Below are 19,484 nucleotides of genomic sequence, written 5' to 3' on the forward strand. Positions count from 1 at the left end.
CGCCCCCGCGCGTCTCCGCTTCGACACCGGGTGATCACCGAAATGCCACCCGGCTACACAACATCGTGATCAGAAGCATCTATGCCGAAGTGCCGCCGGCGGCTATGTTCCTACCTTGCTCAAACGATGAGGGGTTGACGCTCCACTCAGGAAGCCCCAACCTATAGCGAGCATTGGGCTCGGAAGGTTGAACGGCGCATGGCTTTATGCACTGCAACATCCTCGGCTGCAGTTGACGGAACGGTTCAGGCGTGTTTCAGCGGGCCGCCGCTGTGCGAAAGTTCATCGGGGGAAAGTGCATGACATTACAGGAACGTTACGGCGAGCTGTCCAGTCTGGAGTCCCTGCTGGCCGGCTGCTACTCCGGGACCGGAGGGGTTGCCGTGGTCAGCGGGCCGGTGGGCAGCGGAAAGACCGAGCTGCTCGACGACCTGGCCGACAAGGCGGCGTCGGCCGGGGTTCTGCACCTGAGGGCCACCGGCCGGAAGGCCGACGCGCTGGTGCCGCTCGGTGTGCTGACCGAGCTCTTCCACTCCACCGAGCTGCGCCAGGCGGCCCGGCGGGTGGCGGAGCTGCTGGACGACGCGGGCTCCGGGGGGACCCTCGGCGAGTCCGGCACCACGCCGCCGCCGCGCCTGATGCACGGGCTGACCGAACTCCTCCAGGACCTCGCCGCGCAGGGACCGCTGCTGATCACCGTGGACGACTGCCACTACGCGGACGCCGCATCGGTGCACTGCCTGACCCACTTCGTGCAGAGCCTGCGCTCCACCCGGATCCTGCTGATCTTCGCGGAGTCCGACCACGCCGCCGACCGGCACCCCCGGTTCCGGACCGAGCTGCTGCGCCAGTCCCGCTGCCGGTGGCTGCACCTCTGGCCGCTGAGCGCGGACGGCGTCGCGGCGATGGTCCAGCCGGAGCTGGACTCCCGCGCGGCGCCGGCGGTGGTGGACGCGACCGGCGGAAATCCCCTGCTCGTCCGGGCGCTGCTCGCCGACCACCGGCAGGCCGCCCGCCCCGGGGCCACCCGCGACGACCAGGAACCGGCGATCGGCCGGGCGTACGGCCAGGCGATCGTCTCCTGCCTGCACCGGGTCAGGCCCGCCATGCTCGCCATCGCCCGGGGCATCGCGGTGCTCGGCGACGCCGCCTCGCCACGGCGGCTCAGCGCACTGCTCGACCTCGACGTCGACGCGGTGACCGACGACATCCGGGAGATGGAGCTCGCCGGCCTGCTCGGCGACGGTCGCTTCCGGCACCCGGCGGCCGAGGCGGCCGTGCTGCGGGACATCCCCTGCGCCGAACGCATGGCCGGCCACCGCGAGGCGGCCCGGCTGCTGCATCTCGACGGGCCGCCGGCCACCGTGGTGGCCCGGCACCTCGTCGCCGCCGGGCACGCGAACGAGACCTGGGCGGTCTCCGTGCTGCGGGAGGCGGCCGAGCTCGCCGAGGTCGCCCAGGACGTCGACTTCGCCGTCGCCTGCCTCGAACTGGCCGCCCAGGCCTGCGGCGCGGGCGCCCAGGAGTCCGCGGTGACCCTGCAACTGGCCCGGGCGGAATGGCAGCGCAATCCCGCGTCGGCGGCCCGGCACTTCGACGGCCTGGTCGACGCGCTGCGCGCCGGCGACCTCGACCGCGGGCACGTCGGCACGGTGGCCCGCGCCCTGCTCTGGCACGGCGAGCACCACGCCGCGCAGGAGGTGCTGACGGTCGCCGCCGAGGAGGGTGGCGCCGACGCCGCCGTACGCGTGCACGTGGTCCGTGAGCAGCTGCGGGCGACGTACCCGGAGGTGCTGCCCACCGCCCTGCAGGGTCGTACGCCGCCCCGGTCCCGCCTCGGTCAGCAGTTGCGCGCGGCGTCGGCGCTCACCGCGGTGCTCACCCGGGGGGCCGGCGAGGAGTCGATCGCGGTGGCCACCGAGGTGCTCCGCGACGCGGCGCTGGAACGCGCCGACCTGGAGTCGATCGAGGCGGCGCTGCTCACCCTGCTGTACGCCGACCGGCCCGACCTGGCGGCCCCGCACTGCGCGCGCATCATCGAGGGCATCTCCGCCGGGCAGGCCGTCACCCGGCGGACCGGTCTGCTGGCCCTTCAGGCGGAGGTGGCGCTGCGCGGCGGCGACATGGCCGGGGCGGAACGCGCCGCGCGCGAGGCGCTGCAACTGCTGCCGCCCCGCGGCTGGGGCGTCGCGGTCGGGTCCCCGCGGTCCACGCTGGTCCGCGTCCTCACCGCCACCGGCCGGCACGCGGAGGCGGCCGACCAGCTCGCCCAGCCGGTGCCCGAGGCGATGTTCCGGACCCGGCACGGCCTGCTCTACCTGAACGCCCGGGGGCACCACCAGCTCGCCGAGAACCGGCTGCAACCGGCGCTGGCCGACTTCCAGGCCTGCGGCCAGCGGATGCGCGACTGGGGGATGGACGTCCCGTCGCTGGTGCCGTGGCGCAGCGGGGTCGCCGCCGTGCACCTGCGCGCCGGTGACCCGGAGCGGGCCCGCAAGCTGATCGAGGAGCAACTGGCCCGCCCCGGCGGCACGCATCCGCGGACGTACGGTTCCTCGCTGCGGCTGCTCGCGGCGGCGAGCGACGCCCGGCACCGGCCCGGTCTGCTGCGCAAGGCGATGGAGGGGCTCCAGGCCTGCGGCGACCGGTTCGAGCTGGCGCACACCGTGGCGGACATGAGCCACGCCTACCAGGTGCTGGGCGAGCTGGGGCGGTCCCGGGCGATGGCGCACCACGCGCTGCAGCTCGCCGACGAGTGCCGGGCGGCGGCCCTGCACGAATCGTTGCTGCGCCAACATCCGCAGCCGCGGGAGAAGCCGGCACCGGCCGAGCCGGAGGCGACCGCCGCGGGCAACGCGGCCGTGCTCAGCGAGGCCGAGCGCCGGGTCGCCGAACTCGTCTCGCTGGGCCACACCAACCGGGAGGTGGCCAAGGCGCTGTTCATCACGGTGAGCACCGTCGAGCAGCACCTGACCCGGGTCTACCGCAAGCTCAGCATCAGCCGGCGCGCAGACCTGCCGGTCTTCCAGCAACTGCACGTCGCGGAGGCCAGCTGATCGACCACCGGCGACGGACGATCCGCCGCCGGTGGACCTGGGCGCCCGCCTTCCGTTGGGAAGGCGGGCGGCACGCGTCAGGCGCGTCGGCCGGTCACCGGGGACGACGGCAGGATGCCCGGCTTGAACTTGCCGCTCATCTCGTCGCCGTCCACCGTCACCGTGAAGCGCAGCTTCATCGGCACCGGCGTGGTGACCGGCAGCGCCCACTTGAGCTCCGCGCCGTTCACCGTGCCCTCGACGATCGCCGAGGTCTTGCCGTTCTGCGTGATGGTGCCGTTGAGCTGCTGACCGTCCGACTGCAGGACGACCGTCAGCTCCTGCTTGCTTCCCGGGGCCTTGACCACGACATTCCAACGTCCGTCGGCGCTCACGATACTCCCTTGTGGTGACAAATAAGACAATCCGTTGTCTCGACTGTAGTGGCCGCCCTCGGGCACGACGACCCCTAAAAGCGGCTGCCCTTACCCGACGAAGCCGCCGTCGGCGTGCAGGACGCTGCCCGTCACCGCCGACGACCCGACGCCGCAGAGCCAGCACACGGCCGCCGCCACCTCGACCGGCTCCAGCAACCGGTCGACCAACTGGTGCCGGGCGAAGGCCGACACGTCGGGCAGGTCGTAGAGCGCGGCGCTGGCCGCCAGCATCTCGGTGCGGGTCGAGCCGGGCGAGACGGCGGTCGCGGTGACCCCCGTCCCGCGCAGGTCGGCCGCCAGCCCGCGGACCAACCCCACCACCGCGTGCTTGGCCGCCGTGTAGCCGGCCAGCTGCCACAGGCCTCGGTGCCCGGCGGCGGAGGCCAGGGCGACGAACCGGCCCGACCGGGGCGGCGGACGGCGCAGCAGCGCGGGTACGGCCGCCCGCGCCAGGTTCGCCACCCCGTGCACGCCGATCCCGAACAGGGTGTCCCACTCGGTGCCGTCGGACTCCCAGAGCGGTCGGCCGCCGGCGATCACCGCAGCCGCGGCGACTGCCGCGTCGAGGCCACCGAATTCCCGTTCGGCCAGCCCGACCGCCTCGGCCAGGGCGGCCGGGTCGCGTACGTCGGCCACCACGTCGCGCACCGCGCCCGGCCAGCGGTCCGCGAGCTCGCGCAGCTGCGCCCGGGTGCCCAGCGGGTAGTCGACCCCGGGCAGGTCCCGGCAGACGTCGGTGGCGACCACCCGCCAGCCCTGATCGGCGAGACCCGCGACGACGGCCGCGCCGATCCCGCGGGCCGCACCGCTGACCACCGCCACCCGTTCACCGCTCACCGGGGCGCTCCAGGTAGCCGCGCTCGCCCAGGTACGCCAGCAGTTCGTCGGCGGCCGCGCCGGCGTCGGCCGGCCGGACCACCCGGCTCGCCCGATGGCCGGTCAGCGTCCCGGTCAGCGCGATCCACCGGTCGCGCGGGTCGGATCCGCCCGGCGCGTCCAGCACCCGCGGCCGCGGCCGGTACGGGCCCGACCGCCGCACCCGCACCACCGGACCGGGCGCGGTGTCCCCGGGCACCCAGGGGATGGTGGCGCTACCGCTGGCCAGCAGGGCGGGCAGGGCGGCGGTGCGCAGCCGGGTGTCGCCGGCCTCCACCGAGCAGACGGCCGGCAGCGGCACGCTCAGCAACTCCTGTCGCCCACCGTCGAGCCGGCGCACCGCCCGCAGCCGGTCGGCGCCGTCCAGGGTGAGGTCGCGCAGTCCCAGCGCCTGCGCGGCGCCGAGCCGGTCGGCCAGGAAGGCCGGGGTGGCGCCGGTGCCACGGTCCAGCGAATGGTCCCCGCAGAGCACGACGTCGACCCGGCCGTACCGCGCGCCCAGCGCGCCGGCCAGCAGCGCCGCCGTGGCGGAACCGTCGTCGAGGTCCGGCCCGCCCTCGGGTACGGCCACCCGCAGCGCCTCGTCGGCGCCGGCGGCGAGCGCCTGCCGCAGCATGGCGTCCGCCGCCTCGGGTGCGACACTCACCGCGACGCAGCGGCCGCCGCCCGCCGCGGCGAGCCGCAGCGCGTACTCGAGGGCGCAGCGGTCGGCCGCGCTCGGGCCGCTGGTCCGCACGTCGGTGCGGACCGCACCGGTGAGCGGGTCGACGCCCGGTCGGTTGTCGACCCAGCGCAGCGCGGCCACCACCAGCATCCCCGTCACCCCTTCCGGAAGACGACGCCCTGGCCACCATCGGGGTAGCTCCAGGAGATGGCACCCCCGGTGTTGCAGACCTGGTAGCAGGCGCCGCACTCGAAGCACTGCTCGTAGCTGAAGAGGATCCCGCCGTCGGCGGTCGGGGTGAACAGGTCGGCGGGGCAGCAGCGCACGCACGCCTGGGTGGTGCAGGACCGGCACACCCGGGTGTCCACCGTGATGTGCGCCCGGGCGCCGACCCGGAACTCGGTGGTCGCGATCCGCTCGTCGAAGCCGGTCTCCAGGTGCGGACCCGGCGGGTCGGGCCGGCTCACCGGAACGCCCGCAGCGCCACGAGCGCGTCCCGGGCGAGATCGCGGACCCGGACCTGGTGGGTCGCCGCGCTGCGCCGCAGCAACCGGCGCAGCCCGGGCTTCGGACGGGGATTGTCCACCTGGAACACTCCTTGGACGAGGTCGCAGAGCAGGCCCGGATACCGCTGCTGCACCCGGTCGGAGAGAACGAGATCCGGCACCCGGCGCAGCCGGCGCAGGTCGGCGAGGACGAACGAGTCGCGCAGCATCCGCCGGTACCCGGCCAGCCCCGGCCGGCTCACGTCGCCGGCTGCCACCGCGGCGGCGGCGGCCCGTCCGGCGTACATGCCGGCACCGATGGCGAAGTTCACCCCCTCCAGCCAGACGCCGGCGGCGAGACACATCGCCGCAGCGTCGCCGGCGACCAGGATGCCGTCGCCCACCAGGTCCGGCATGCTCCGGTAGCCACCCTCAGGTAGCAGGTGGGCCGAGTACTCGACCAGCGTGCCGCCGCGCAGCAGGGGGGCGACGGCACCGTGCCGCTTGAGGTCGCCCATCAGCTCCTCGGGACGTACCGTGCCGGTGGCCAGGCCGGAGAGGCCGACGACCACGCCGACGCTCACCGAATCCCGCTGGGTGTAGAGGAACCCGCCGCCGGGCAGGCCGCGGGTACAGCCGAGCACCTCGATGTCGGCACCCTCCTGGCCGCTGAGCCCGAACCGCTGGTCGATGACCTCGCGCGGCAGCGCCAGGGTCTCCTTCACGCCGAGCGCGACGTGCCGACCGGCCGCGCCCTCGCGGTACAGCCCCGCCTCCTTCGCGAGGAAGGAGTTGACCCCGTCGCAGGCGATCACCACGCCGGCGCGCAGGTCACCGTCGGGCCGGTCGGTGCGGACCCCGACGACCGCGCCGGTGGCGTCGCGCAGCAGCCCGGTGACCACGGTCGACGGCACGAGCACGGCGCCGGCCGCCACCGCGAGCCCGGCGAGCCAGCCGTCGAGATCCGCCCGGTGCACGGTCGCCCCGTTGTACGGCGGGCGACCCCAGTCGCTGGTCCGAAAGTCGACCGTCATCGCCTGCGTCGGGGTCATCACCATGGTGGCGCGCCGGGTCACCCAGCGCTGCACCGGCATCTGCTCCCACCAGCGCGGCACGAGCTCGTCGAGGACGCGTCCGTAGACGACCCCGCCGTACACGTTCTTGGCGCCCGGGAACGGTCCCCGCTCCACCAGGGCGACCGACCGGCCGGCGCGGGCGGCCTCCAGCGCCGCGGCGGAGCCGGCCGGTCCGGCGCCGACCACGACCACGTCGAACCGCGGTGGCGTGCCGGCGGGCTGGTCAGTCATCGTGCTCCTTTGCTCCGGGCCGGACGCCCGGGTCGAGTCGCGCCGCCAGCTCCGCCAGCAGGGCCGCCGCGTCGGTCACCAGGGCGAGGTCGGCGGCCGTCGTCATCGGGCACGACGCGTCCGGGTTGACGCTGACCAGGTGCCGTGGCTGGCCGAGGCCGCCGAGGTGCTGGGCGGCGCCGGAGACGCCGAAGGCGACGCAGAGGTCGGGGTCGACCAGTACGCCGGTGGTGCCGATCTGGCGGGCGGCCGGCACCCAGCCGGCGTCGGTGACCACGCGGGTGGCGCCCAGCGAGGCGCCCAGCCCGGCGGCGACCCGGCCCAGCAGCGCGACGGCCTGCGGGCCGGTCAGCTCCCCCCGGCCGATCCCGGCCCCCGCGGTGAGGATCCGGGGCGCCTCCGCGAGCGCCACGGTGGCTGGTTCGGGATCCGCCACGGACACCGTGGTCACCTCGGGCGTCGCCGGGGGCGGCGGCAGGGTGAGCGGGTGCAGGCAGCCGGCACCGTGGTCCGCGTCGACGCCGCGTACGCCGGGTTGCAGGGTGGCGACGAACGGGCCGTCCACCGCCAGCTCCACGCCGAGCCGGCCACCCCAGCGCAGCACCTCGGCGCCGTCGGGCAGCAGCCGGGTCGCGCCGGCGAGCAGCGGCCGACGCAAAACGGCGGCGAGCCGGGGTGCGAGGTCACGGCCGTCCGGGGACGCGGGCAGCAGGATCGGGCCGCTGCCGGCCAGGACGGTGGCCAGCTGCGCGGACCAGTGCCCGGGCCGGAAGCCGTCCTGCTCGGTCCAGTGGACGGTGTGCGCGCCGGCGAGCGCGCCGGCAGCCTCGGCGGCGCCGGAGCCGATCACCAGTGCCCGGCCGCCGGCCTCCGCCGCAGCCTCGGCCGCGCCGAGCGGCAGCCGGCCCGCCCGGGCCACCACCACCGCGATCGGCGCACCCACCTCCGGCGTCACAGCGCCACCCCCACCCGGTGTCCCTCGACCACGGCGGCGTGCGCCCGGCGGGGCGCCACGCAGTCCCCCACCCGGTGCACCTCGAACGGGACGTCGCGCAACTCCCGCCACAGCTCGTCCTCCGGCGCCGGGTGGGTCGCGCAGACCACCCAGTCGACCCGCAGCGGCGAGGTGACCCCGGTGGTGTGCCGCAGCATCTGCAGTTCCAGGCCGTCGGAGACCGCCGCGCCGGCCAGCACCACCTCGTCGGTCTCCAGCCGGATCCCCCGGGCGTGCGCCCGGACCAGGAACATCTCCATGTCCAGGGTGATGCCGAGATCCTGGCCGACGATCATCCCGGGCGTCGTCACCCGGACCCGGCAGCCCCGGTCGGCGAGCAACTCCGCCACGGAGGTGGCCTGGTGGAAGCCCAGTTCGTCCACGACCAGCACGTCACCGTGCGGCGCGACCCGGCCCTCCAGCACGTCGCGCACCTCGGCGACCCGGTCGAGCCCGGTGGCCCAGGGTGGCAGCTGCGGGCGGGCGCCGGTGGCCAGCACGACCGCGTCCGGCCGCGCCGCGCGCAGCGTCGCCGCCGTCGCCGTGACACCGGTGCGGATCTCCACGCCGTGCTGTCGGCACTCGGCGAACAGGCTGCGGACCAGGTCGCCGAACTCCGCGCGCCCCGGCGCGGTGGCCGCCACCCCGACCTGCCCGCCGGTCTCCGGCGCCCGCTCGTAGAGGGTCACCCGGTGGCCCCGCTCGGCGGCGGTCGCCGCGGCCCGCAGCCCGGCCGGCCCCCCGCCCACCACCAGCACCCGGCGGCCCGGCAGGCCCGGCGCGGGCAGCGGCACCGACTCGCGGCCGGCGCGCGGGTTGACCACGCAGCCCAGCCAGCGGTTCAGCCCCATCCGGCCGACGCACTCCTGGTTGCAGGAGAGACAGGCCCGGATCTCCGCCGACCGCCCGGCGCGGGCCTTGGCGGTGAAGCCGGGATCGGCGATCTGCCCGCGTACCACACCGACCAGGTCGCAGTGGCCGGCGGCGAGGGCACGTTCGGCCTGCACCGGGTCCTTGATCCGGCCGACCCCGACGACCGGCAGCCGGACCGCCCGGCGCAGCGCGTTCGCCACGAACAGGCCGTAGCCGGGGGGAACGGCCATCGAGGCCTCGATCATGTACAGGGTGGCGGTGGCGACGCCGATCGAGGTGTTGACGTAGTCGACCTTGCCGGTCGCCTCCACCATCCGTGCCACCTCGACCGCCTCGTCCAGCACGATGCCGCCCTCGACGAGTTCGTCGCCGCAGAGCCGTACCCCCAGCGCCCGGTCGGGGCCGAGCGCCTCGCGGACCGCGTCGATGATCTCCAGCAGCAGCTGGGCCCGGTTGGCCAGCGGGCCGCCGTAGCGGTCGGTCCGCAGGTTCGTCGCCGGAGAGAGGAAGCCCCGGACGATCGACGAGTGCGAGCACTGCAGCTCCACGCCGTCGAAGCCGCCCTCGGCGCAGTGCCCGGCGACCACCCCGTAGCCGTCGACCACCTCGCGGATCTCCGCGCCGGTGACCGCCTTGGGCACCTCCCGGAACAGCGGGTCCGGCACCGCCGACGGGGCCCACACCGGCCGCCGCGAGTACATCCCGGTGCCCTGGCCGCCGTTGTGGTTGAGCTGGGCGAAGACCGGCACGCCGTGGGCGTGCACGGCCTCGGTGATCCGCCGGTACCCGGGCACCACCTCGGGCCGGAAGCCGTGGATCAGCTTCTCGTACGGCCAGTCCGTCGGGTGGGTGGACTGCTCCTCGGTGATGACCAGTCCCGCCCCGCCGGCCGCCCGGGCCGCGTAGTAGGCGGCGTGCTGGGCGCTGGGCAGGCCGTCCTCGGCGTAGTTGGTCAGGTGCGCGGAGCTGACCACCCGGTTGGTCACCACCACCGGCCCGATGCGCAGCGGCGAGAACAGGTGCGGGAACCGGGTGGCCATCAGCCGGCCCCGACGAGCGCGAGGGCGGCGCGGCGCCCCTCGCGTACGGCCTCGTGCACGGTGCGCGGGGCGACGCAGTCGCCCGCCCGGGGCGCGTCGGGGTGCACGTCGGCCAGCTCGGGTTGCGGGAGCCGGTGCCCCCAGTGCACCAGGACGGCGCAGTCGAGCGAGGTCCGTTCGGCGGTGTACACGTCCTCCACGACGACCCGGCCGGACTCGACGGCGCGGACCCGGGAACGGCGCAGCAGCCGCACGCCGGCCCGTTGGAGGCGGCCGTTCGCGTCGGCGAGGTCGCCGGTCAGCGCCAACTGGACGCCGGGCACCGGGTCCCGGGTGACCAGCGCGGTGGGCCGGCCGGCCGCCGCGAGTAGCTCCGCCACCCCCACCCCGACGGCGTCGCCCACCTCGTCGGAGACCACCACCGGGCCGGGCGGCAGCGCGGCGCCGACAGTACCGCCGTCGGGCGTCGCGACGAGCAGGTCCGCGACGTCGACCGCGGCCGGGAAGTCCCGGGGGCCCGGGACGCCGCCGGTGGCCAGCAGGACGGCGCGTCCCGACGCCACGGCGGCGTCCAGGTCGGTCGCGGTGACGGTGACGCCCGTCCGCACGGTCACGCCGAGCCGGCCGAGTTCCCGCTCCCACCAGTCGACCAGCTCGCCGAGGCGGGACCGGCCGCCGACCGCCGCGGCGTGCCGCAGCGCCCCGCCGAGGCGTCCGGCGCGCTCGGCCAGCTCCACCCGGTGGCCGCGGGTGGCCAGCACCCGGGCCGCCTCCAGGCCGCCCGGCCCCCCGCCCACCACCAGCACGTCGCGGGACGTCCGGTCGCGGCCCTCGGTGGCCGGCACGTCCTCGGACTCGTACCCGCTGGCCGGTTCGGCCAGGCAGCTCACCACCGGGTTCCGGCTGTCCCGCACCCGGCACCGCTGGTTGCACAGCACGCACGGTCGGATCCGTTCCGGACGGCCGGCCCGCCACTTGGCGACCAGGTCCGGGTCGGCGATCTGCGCGCGGGTCATCTCGACCAGGTCGGCGGTGCCGTCGCGCAGCGCCTCCTGCGCCCGCGCCGGGTCGACGACCGAACCCTGGAACACCACCGGGGTGGCGTCAGCCACCGCCTTGCGGACGCTGCCGCAGAGGTCCCGGTTGAAGCCCGGCTCGGTGTGCAGGTCCGGCCGGGTGGCCGGCACGCCGTACGCGGAACCCCGCACCACGGCCAGGTAGTCGACCGCCGGGGCGAACTCGACGGCCAGCTCGGCGGCGGCCTGCGGGGTGATGCCGGCCCACGGGGCCAGCTCGTCGCAGGACAGCCGAAGGCCGAGCACGGCGTCCCCGCCGATCGCCGTGCGGACCGCCGACAGCACCTCGCGCACCAGCCGGGACCGGTCGGCGCCGTACCTGTCGGTGCGGACGTTGGTGAGCGCGGAGAGGAACTGACGCAGGATGCTGTGCTGCCCCGCGTCGATCTCCACGCCGTCGGCCCCGGCGCGGACGGCGAGCCCCGCCGCGGACGCGAAGCCCGCGGTCAGCGCGTCGATCTCCGGCTGTTCCATCGCCATCGGCATCTCGCGGGTGATGACGTCCGGCACCCCGGACGGCGCCCAGAGCGCGCCCTGCGACCAGGCGGAGGAGCCCTGCCCACCGGCGTGCCCGAGCCCGGCGAGGACCAGCGTCCCGTGTGGACGGCAGGCAGCCACGACGGCGGCCCAGCCGGGCCCGCAGTCGGCGGCCAGCGGGGCCCGCTCGTACGGCCAGTCGCTGTCGTGCACGCTCGCCGTCTCCACCACCACCACGCCGGCCCCACCGGCGGCCCGGCGCGCGTAGTAGCCCACGTGCGCCGGGGACAACGCCCGTCCCCGGCCGAGGTTGGTCTCGTGCGGCCCGAACAGCACCCGGCTCGGCGCCCGGCGCCCGGCCAGCTCCACCGGGTCGGTCGGGCCGATGCCCCCGGTGGTCATCCGCCGCAGCCGACGAGCGGGCTGCTGTCGCAGGCGCGCCCGGCGACGTCGGGGGTAGGGCCGCCGATCCGCACCGGCACCGGCCGGCGCGAGTGGTCGACGCTGGGCCTCGGCGCGGAGCCGGCGGTGACCGCCGCCAGCGCGGCCTCGCCGTGGCCGAGGGCGCACTCCGGGTCCGGGCCGGACAGTGGCAGCCCGGTGAAGAACTTTGCCGCCATGCAGCCGCCGCGGCAGCTGTCGGCGGCGGCGCAGCCGGTGCAGCCACCGGCCGCCTCCGGCGACCGGAACTCGGCGAAGCGCGGCGAGTCGCGCCAGACCCGGGCGAAGCCGCCGGGCGACCGGACGTTGCCCGCCCGGAACCGCTCGTGGATCGCGAACGGGCAGGCGTAGACGTCGCCGACCGGGTCGACGAGGCAGACCACCCGCCCGGCGCCGCACAGGTTCAGGCCGGGCAGCGGGCTCGCGCCCAGCGGGTTGAGGTGGAAGAAGGAGTCCCCGGTCAGCACCCGCTCGCCCCGGGCGACCAGCCAGTCGTAGAGCTGGGCCTGCTGGGTGGCGGTCGGGTGCAGCTCGTCCCAGACGTCGGCGCCCCGCCCGGCCGGCCGCAGCCGGGTCAGCCGCAGCTGCGCGCCGTGCTGATCGGCCAGCTCGGCGAACGCGTCGAGCTGGCCGGCGTTGGCCCGGGTCACCACCACGCTGATCTTGAAGTCGCGGACGCCGGCCTCGGCCAGGTACCGCATCGCGGTGCGGGCCGTGTCGTACGAGCCGGCGCCCCGGACCGCGTCGTTCACCTCGGCGGTGGCACCGTCCAGCGAGAGCTGGACGTCCAGGTAGTCGCTGGCGGCGATCCACCGGGCCCGCTCCGGGGTGATCCGGACGCCGTTGGTGGAGAACTTCACCCCGACCTGGTGCGCCGTGGCGTACTCGACCAGTTCCCAGAAGTCGGGGCGGACGGTCGGTTCCCCGCCGCCGATGTTGACGTAGAAGACCTGCATGCGCTGGAGCTCGTCGAGGAACGACCGGCACTCGTCGAAGCTGAGCTCGGCGGGGTCGCGGCGGCCGGACGACGACAGGCAGTGCACGCACGCGAGGTTGCACGCGTAGGTGAGCTCCCAGGTCAGGCAGATCGGTGCGGCCAGCCCCCGCTCGAAGTGGTCGACGAGTTTCATCGCGGCTCTTCCTCCATCACTGCCCCGCCCTCAGCGCGGCTCGATCGTCCCGGCCTCGGCGAGGCCACGGAGCGCGGCCAGATAGCTGTGGCGCAGGTCGGTCGGCACGTCGGCCCGGTCCAGCGCGTCGTGCACGTCGGCGTGGCCGGCGAGCGACTCGACGACGGTGACCAGGACCGGCGTCTTGAGAAAGGAGAGTCGGCGGGTGCCGAAGTGGTACGCCAGCGCGCCGAACGGCTCGGGCCGCAAGGCCACCTGCGGCGATCGGCGGTACGGCAGGGCCGGGTCGAAGACCGGGGTGCTGGCGGGCTCGGAACCGTGCTCCGGCATGCGGGAACCTCCGCGGTTCGACGGGGACGGTCGACGGCTGGGCGCGAGGTGACGCTAACCGGCCCGTGTGGGCGCGGGTAACCACTAGCGGCGCTGCCCGGACCCCTAATGACACCGCTAGGGGCCACGCTGCGTGCCCAGCCGCTCACGCCGCCCCGGCGAAGAGGCGGGTCAGAGGGCTGCCGGAAGTAGGCCTAGCACTACTCGGTGACGTCGCGGTGTCGATGAGAATGGACCTTGCGCGAGGCGCCGGCCGGGTGAGCTCCGATGCGGATCACCGGCCGGCGACGGGCCTCGGCGGATGGGGGTGCGGCATGGGAGCTGGCAGGCAGGCGCTCGACGAGGCGTTCGGTACGCCCGGTCGGGTCTCGGTCGGGCAGCTGGTCCGGCAGGCCGGCACCTGGTGCCTCCGCGGGCTGGGGCTGGCCACCATCGGCTGCCTCGGGCTGGCGCTGTTCGTGCTCGGGCTGGTGTCGGTGCTGCTGATCCCGGCGGCCGGCGTCGGGGTGGTGCTCACCCCGGTCGCCATGGGCGCGGTCCGGGACCTCACCACGTGGCAGCGGCGGCTGATCGGCGACTGGCTCGGCGTACGGATCGAGCTGCCGTACCACGAGCCGCCGGCCTGGTCCGACAACGCGCTGCTCGCCGCCTGGCAGCGCTGCCTGTGGGCGCTGCGCAACGCGTCGACCTGGCGGGACATGGCGTGGCTGCTCGTCGGCTTCCCGGCCGGCCTGGTGCTCGGCCTGCTCCCGGCGATGATGGTGGTCTACGGGCTGGAGGGCGTCCTGCTCGGGTTCATCCTCGGCATCGCCGTCCCCGGCTTCGGCTACGGCGTCTTCTGGCCGATCACGAATGTCGTGCAGGCGCTGCTCGCGCCGCCGCAGGGGGTGCTGCTGCTCGTCGGCGGGGCGCTGCTCGCGCCGCTGCTGCTGACCGTGTACGGCCGGTTCGCCAAGGTTCTGCTCGCCCCCACGTACGGGGCGTCGATGGCGCTGCGGGTGCGGCACCTCACCGACACCCGGTCGGCGGCGGTCGACACCCAGGCGGCGGAGCTGCGGCGCATCGAGCGCGACCTGCACGACGGGGCCCAGGCCCGGCTGGTCGCCCTCTCGATCAGCCTGGGCATGGCGGCGGACCTGCTGGCCCGCGACCCGGACGCCGCCCAGCAGCTGCTCAACGAGGCGCGGGAGACCAGCGACCACGCCCAGGCGGACCTGCGCAACCTGGTCCGCGGTATCCACCCGCCGGTGCTGGCCGAGCGCGGCCTGGCCGGTGCGGTGCAGGCCCTCGCGCTGGCCCTGCCGACCGAGGTGACCGTGCAGGTGGACCTGCCGGGTCGGCCGCCCGCGCCGGTCGAGTCGGCCGCGTACTTCGCGATCGCCGAGGCGCTGGCCAATGTGGTCAAGCACAGCGGGGCCGCGCAGGCGACGGTCACCGTGACGTACGCGGACGGGAGCCTCACCCTGGTGGTCATCGACGACGGCGTCGGCGGGGCGAGCCTGGACGGCGGGACCGGGCTCGCCGGCGTACGACGGCGGCTGGAGGCGTTCGACGGGACGCTGACGGTGATCAGCCCGGCCGGTGGCCCGACCGCCGTGATGATGACGCTGCCCAGCGCCGTGTCCTGACCGGCCGTCCACGCCGCCGGCCCGTCAACGGCGGCCGGGCGGGTCAGGCGGGCAGGGCGTGGAAGCCGCGGCGGAAGTACACCGCGGGGTCGACGGGGCGTACGGCTGCGGCGGTCACCCGGCCGACCAGGATGGTGTGGTCGCCGCCGTCGTAGCGGGCGAACGCCTCGCACTCGAGCACCGCGCAGGCGCCCGGCAGCACCGGGTGGCCCTGGGCGTTGGCCACGAACTCGCCACCGCCGAACTTGTCCGCGTCCCGGTCGGCGAAGCGCATCGCGAGGCCGGCGTGCTCGGGCGCCAGCATGTGGATCACCCAGGAGCTGGCGGCGAGGAAGCCGGGATGGCACCGGGCCGTCCGCGCCAGGCAGACCAGCGTCAGCGGCGGATCCAACGAGAGCGAGCAGAAGGACGTGGCGGTGAACCCGCACCAGCGGCCGCGCTCGTCGGTGGTCGTCACGATCGTCACGCCGCTCGGGAACGAGGCCATCGCGTCGCGGAACCCGGCCACGGCCCGGTCGTCCGCCGCCCGTTCGGACACTCCTGCGGTCATCGGTCCTCCTTCGGCCGGGCCTGCCGCGTCAGCGCGGTAGCCCGGCCAGGTATCCGTGGAGCACCGAGCGGAAGCGCTCCGGCTCCTCCAGGTGCGGGGTGTGGCTGGACTCCTCGAACAGCTCCCACCGCACGTCCGGCACAAGGCCCCGGTACGGCTGCAGGGTCACCGGCGTCGCCTCGTCGTGCCGGCCGGAGACCAGCAGGGTCGGCACCGCGATGTCGGGCAGGCAGTCGACGACGGACCAGTCACGCAGCGACCCGACCACGTGGAACTCGGTGGGGCCATTCATGGTGTGGTAGACGGTGGGATCGTTGTAGAGCTCGTAGAACGAGGCCATGTAGTCGCCGGGCCACGGCGTACGGCGGCAGACGTGCCGGTCGTAGAAGACCCGGGTGGCCGCGAAGTACTCGGTGGAGTCGGTGGTGCCGGCGGCCTCGTGCCGCAGCAGCGTGTCGTTGACGCCCGGCGGGAGCTGGTCGCGCAGGACCTTCATCTCCGACAACCACAGCGGGTACGACGCGGGCGAGTTGGCGATCACCAGTCCGCGCAGCCCGGCAGGTCGGGCGGCGGCGTGCCGGGCGGCCAGCATGCCGCCCCAGGAGTGCCCGAAGAGCACGTAGTCGTCGGCGACGCCGAGCTTGTCGAGCAGGTTGTCCAGCTCGGCGAGGAAGAGCTCCGGGGTCCAGAAGTCGGCCCCCCGGTCCGGCAGGTGCGTCGAGCCGCCGTTGCCGAGCTGGTCGTAGTGCACCACCGGCCAGCCGTCGCCGGCGAGCGCCGCGAGGTTCAGCAGGTAGTCGTGGGTGATGCCCGGGCCGCCGTGCACGACCACCAGGGCCGGGCGGCCGGCGCGGAGGTCACCGGTCACCCGGTACCAGGTCCGGTGTGGCCCGAACTCCACGGTCCCCTTCGCCGTCGCGGCGTACGACACGTCGACCACCTCCACGGCTCTGCGGTGCGTCGCACCGGCGGATCCGGTGCCGGCACCGAACCTATGCGGGCCGGGCGCGGCGGGATCCCCTAACCGGACCCCTGCCGTTCCCCTTATCGCGACTCCGCCGGGTCGGCGGCGCCCAGCTCCCGGTCGAGGATGTCGAACAGCTCGGCCGCCGAGGCGTCGCTGAGGTCCTCCTCCGCCGGCTCCGCAGCCGGCGGCGCCGGGGTGGACGGCTCGGCGTCGAACAGCACGGTGCCGAGGTGGCGGGCGAGCGCGGCCACCGACGGGTGGTCGAAGACCAGCATCGACGGCAGCCGGCGGCCGGTGGCCCGGGCCAGCCGGTCCCGCAGCTCCAGGCCGCTGAGCGAGTCGAAGCCCAGGTCGAGGAAGCCACGGTCCACGTCGATCCCGGTCCCGTCCGGGTGGCCGAGGACCGCCGCGGCGTGCTCGCGGACCAGCTCCACCAGGGCCCGTTCCCGGTCCGCGCCGGGCAGGCCGGTCAGCCGGCGCAGCAGCTCGGTCGTCCCGTCCTGCCCGGCCGCCGCCGCCCGGGCCCGGCGGGAGGTCACCGGCACCAGGGCCCGCAGCATCGGCGGGACGTCCCCGGTGGCGAGGGCCGCCACGTCGAGCCGCAGCGGCACCGACACTGCCCGGCCGGCGCCGACACCGGCGTCGAAGAGCCGGACCCCCTCGTCGACGGTCAGCGCGGGCAGGCCCTGGCGGCGCATCCGGGCCAGGTCCACCTCGGTCAGGTCGCGGCCCATCCCGGCTCCGCTCCACAGCCCGTACGCCAGCGCGGTGCCGGGCAGGCCGGCGCGCCGCCGCTCGGTCATCAGGGCGTCGAGGAAGACGTTGGCCGCGGCGTACCCGCCCTGCCCGGCGGCCAACAGCAGACCCCCGGCGGAGGAGAGCGCCACGAACGCGGTGAGCGGGAGCCGCCGGGTGGCCTCGTGCAGCAGCCAGGCCGCGTCGGCCTTCGGGCCGAGCGTCGCGGAGAGCTGGCCAGGGGTCAACGCCTCCACGACCGCGTTGTCGGCGACCCCGGCCGCGTGCAGCACACCGGTCAGCGGCCACTGTCCGGGTACGCCGTCGACCAGGGCGGTCACCTGGGCCGGGTCGGCCAGGTCGCAGGCCAGCACGGTCACCTCGGTCGCGCCCGCCGCCAGCAGCTCCGCGCGCAGCGCCGCCGCGCCGGGCGCCCGGGGGCCCCGGCGGCTGGCCAAAACCAGCCGGCGTACGCCGTGCGCCGTCACCAGGTGCCGGGCCAGGACGGCGCCGAGACCGCTGGTGCCGCCGGTCACCAGGACGGTTCCGCCGGCCTCCCACCGCACGCCGGTCCCGACCGCCGCCGGCAGCGGGACGAGCCGGGGTACGCGGGCCACGCCGTCGCGGACGACGACCTCCGGCTCGTCGAGGGCGACGGCGGCGCGCACGTCGTCGAGGCCACCGGTCGCGTCGACGTCGACCAGGGTGATCCGGCCGGGATGCTCCGCCTGGGCGGCCCGGACCAGGCCCCACACCGGGGCCAGCCGCACGTCCACGGGTTCACCGTCGACGGGTACCGCGCCACGGGTCAGCACGACGAGCCGGGACTCGGCGAGCCGGTCGGCCGCCAGCCAGGACCGCAGCGCGGTCAGCGTCCGGTCCAGCACGGACCGGACCGCCGCGGGTACCGCCGTGTCGGGGGCGGCGCACTCCAGCACCACGGCGGCGGGCGGCGAACCGCTCGCGGTGGCCGCGACGTCGAGCGGATCGTCCGTCGCGGCCAGCGTCAGCCACTCCCCCGCCGGGACGGCGCGGGCGGGCGCGGTGACCCAGTCGACCGCGTACAGGGTGGAGTCGGCGGCGGTGCCGAGCTGGTCGGCGGAGACGGGCCGCAGGGCCAGCGAGCCGACCGACGCGACGGGATTGTTGGCCGGATCGGTGACGGTGACGGTCAGCGTGTCGGGCGCGGGCTGGGTCAGGTGGACCCGGACGGCCGTCGCGCCGGCGGCGTGCAGGGTGACCCCCGACCAGGCGAACGGCAGGGCGGCGGTGTCCCCGTCGGTGCCGCCGAGCACCACCGCGTGCATGGCGGCGTCGAAGAGCGCGGGGTGCAGGCCGAACCGCTCGCCGTCGGCGCGGGCCGCCTCGGGCAGGGCGACCTCGGCGTACACGTCGTCACCGAGGCGCCAGGCGGCGTGCAGGCACTGGAAGGCCGGCCCGTACGCGTACCCCTGCCCGGCCATCCGGGCGTACGCACCGGCCAGGTCGAGCGGGGTCGCGCCCGGCGGCGGCCAGGCGGCCGGGACGGCGGCGGGGGTCGGGAGGCCCGGTACGAGCAGGCCCTCGGCGTGCGTCGTCCACGCCGTGGCGCTCCCGACGGTCTGCGACCGGATGCTCAGTGCCCGGGCGGCGGAAGCGTCGGCCGGTCCCACGATCACCTGGACGTGCACGGTCCGGCCGGCGGTGAGGACGAGCGGCGCCAGCAGGGTGAGTTCCTCGACGGTGTCGCAGCCGACCTCGTCGCCGGCCCGCAGGGCGAGTTCGACCAGGCCGGTGCCGGGCAGCAGGATCGTGCCGTGCACGGCGTGGTCGGCCAGCCAGGGCTGGGCGTCGAGGCAGAGCCGGCCGGTGAGGACGACACCGCCGTCGGGCAGCGGCACGGCCGCGCCGAGCAGTGGGTGTTCCACGGCGGCGAGACCCACCGCGGCGACGTCACCGGCCGGGGTGGCGTGCCGCAGCCAGTGGTGCTCGCGCTGGAAGGCGTAGGTGGGCAGCTCGACCCGGCGGCCGGTCGGGCACCAGGCCGTCAGGTCGACGGGCGCGCCGGTGGCCCAGAGCCGGCCCACGGCGGCGGCCAGGGTGACCACCTCCTCGCGGTCGCGGCGCTGGGTGGCGATCGTGACGGTCCGGTCGCCGGTGGCGCTCTGCGCGGCCAGCCCGGTCAGCACACCGTCGGGTCCGATCTCGACGAACCGGGTCACCCCGGCGGCCTCCAGGGTGGTGACCGCGTCGGCGAAGCGGACGGCGTGCCGGACGTGCCGCACCCAGTAGTCGGGGTCGGTCAGCTCCTCCGCGCTGGCCAGCCGTCCGGTGAGGGTGGACACCACGGGGAGAGTCGGCGCGGCGTAGCTCAGCGACCGCGCGACCGCCCGGAAGTCCGCGAGCATCGGCTCCATCAGCGGCGAGTGGAACGCGTGCGACACCCGCAGCCGGGTGGAC

15 protein-coding genes are annotated in these 19,484 nt (G+C 75.7%); 2 read left to right on the plus strand and 13 right to left on the minus strand.

The annotated features are described in order from the left end of the window. Window positions 1–299 precede the first annotated feature (299 nt). Window positions 300–3,056 carry a helix-turn-helix transcriptional regulator gene (locus V6U81_RS21770; RefSeq protein ID WP_334491727.1) on the plus strand — a complete coding sequence of 919 codons (2,757 nt, stop codon included), beginning with the start codon at window positions 300–302 and terminating at the stop codon, window positions 3,054–3,056. Between the two features lie 77 nt (window positions 3,057–3,133). Here the strand turns inward: V6U81_RS21770 and V6U81_RS21775 are convergent, their stop codons facing one another. The 10 genes from V6U81_RS21775 to mftB all read right to left on the minus strand — a co-directional run bounded on the left by V6U81_RS21775 (window position 3,134) and on the right by mftB (window position 13,165). Beyond that, entirely contained in the window at window positions 3,134–3,430 is a 297-nt protein-coding gene (locus V6U81_RS21775) for a hypothetical protein (protein ID WP_334491728.1), read from the minus strand. 90 nt (window positions 3,431–3,520) lie between these two features. Beyond that, window positions 3,521–4,309, minus strand: coding sequence for a mycofactocin-coupled SDR family oxidoreductase (locus V6U81_RS21780; protein WP_334491729.1), 789 nt, complete (start codon window positions 4,307–4,309; stop codon window positions 3,521–3,523). Beyond that, entirely contained in the window at window positions 4,299–5,162 is an 864-nt protein-coding gene (locus tag V6U81_RS21785) for a mycofactocin-associated electron transfer flavoprotein beta subunit (protein WP_334491730.1), read from the minus strand. The genes V6U81_RS21780 and V6U81_RS21785 overlap by 11 nt, the downstream gene beginning before the upstream one ends. A 5-nt stretch (window positions 5,163–5,167) precedes the next feature. Further along, window positions 5,168–5,479 (minus strand): ferredoxin family protein, encoded by a 312-nt coding sequence (locus V6U81_RS21790; protein ID WP_334491731.1) that lies wholly within the window; start codon window positions 5,477–5,479, stop codon window positions 5,168–5,170. Next, the gene (locus V6U81_RS21795) at window positions 5,476–6,804 is read right to left on the minus strand and encodes an FAD-dependent oxidoreductase (RefSeq protein ID WP_334491732.1); all 1,329 of its coding nucleotides are present in this window, start codon (window positions 6,802–6,804) and stop codon (window positions 5,476–5,478) included. The genes V6U81_RS21790 and V6U81_RS21795 overlap by 4 nt, the downstream gene beginning before the upstream one ends. Next, on the minus strand, window positions 6,797–7,759 hold the full coding sequence (locus V6U81_RS21800) for a mycofactocin-associated electron transfer flavoprotein alpha subunit (RefSeq protein WP_334491733.1): 963 nt from the start codon (window positions 7,757–7,759) through the stop codon (window positions 6,797–6,799). The genes V6U81_RS21795 and V6U81_RS21800 overlap by 8 nt, the downstream gene beginning before the upstream one ends. Next, the gene (locus V6U81_RS21805) at window positions 7,756–9,711 is read right to left on the minus strand and encodes a mycofactocin system FadH/OYE family oxidoreductase 2 (RefSeq protein ID WP_334491734.1); all 1,956 of its coding nucleotides are present in this window, start codon (window positions 9,709–9,711) and stop codon (window positions 7,756–7,758) included. Before V6U81_RS21805 ends, V6U81_RS21800 begins: the two co-directional genes overlap by 4 nt. Further along, entirely contained in the window at window positions 9,711–11,666 is a 1,956-nt protein-coding gene (locus V6U81_RS21810) for a mycofactocin system FadH/OYE family oxidoreductase 1 (RefSeq protein WP_334491735.1), read from the minus strand. Before V6U81_RS21810 ends, V6U81_RS21805 begins: the two co-directional genes overlap by 1 nt. Further along, entirely contained in the window at window positions 11,663–12,835 is a 1,173-nt protein-coding gene (gene mftC / locus V6U81_RS21815) for a mycofactocin radical SAM maturase (RefSeq protein WP_334491736.1), read from the minus strand. The genes V6U81_RS21810 and mftC overlap by 4 nt, the downstream gene beginning before the upstream one ends. A 30-nt stretch (window positions 12,836–12,865) precedes the next feature. Next, entirely contained in the window at window positions 12,866–13,165 is a 300-nt protein-coding gene (gene mftB, locus V6U81_RS21820; protein WP_334491737.1) for a mycofactocin biosynthesis chaperone MftB, read from the minus strand. Window positions 13,166–13,479: 314 nt separating this feature from the next. Here mftB and V6U81_RS21825 point away from each other — a divergent pair, with 314 nt between their 5' ends. Further along, window positions 13,480–14,793: a sensor histidine kinase gene (locus tag V6U81_RS21825; protein ID WP_334491738.1), complete on the plus strand. Its 1,314-nt coding sequence runs from the start codon at window positions 13,480–13,482 to the stop codon at window positions 14,791–14,793. Between the two features lie 43 nt (window positions 14,794–14,836). Here the strand turns inward: V6U81_RS21825 and V6U81_RS21830 are convergent, their stop codons facing one another. From V6U81_RS21830 to V6U81_RS21840, 3 genes are all read right to left on the minus strand, one after another. Next, the gene (locus V6U81_RS21830; RefSeq protein WP_334491739.1) at window positions 14,837–15,343 is read right to left on the minus strand and encodes a flavin reductase family protein; all 507 of its coding nucleotides are present in this window, start codon (window positions 15,341–15,343) and stop codon (window positions 14,837–14,839) included. A 28-nt stretch (window positions 15,344–15,371) separates the two neighbouring features. Beyond that, entirely contained in the window at window positions 15,372–16,289 is a 918-nt protein-coding gene (locus V6U81_RS21835; protein WP_420884059.1) for a proline iminopeptidase-family hydrolase, read from the minus strand. 98 nt (window positions 16,290–16,387) lie between these two features. Continuing rightward, a partial coding sequence (locus V6U81_RS21840; RefSeq protein ID WP_334491740.1) for a type I polyketide synthase occupies window positions 16,388–19,484 on the minus strand: 3,097 nt, incomplete at its 5' end.

It is taken from the genome of Micromonospora lacuserhaii, from assembly GCF_036902735.1.
Taxonomy (GTDB): domain Bacteria; phylum Actinomycetota; class Actinomycetes; order Mycobacteriales; family Micromonosporaceae; genus Micromonospora.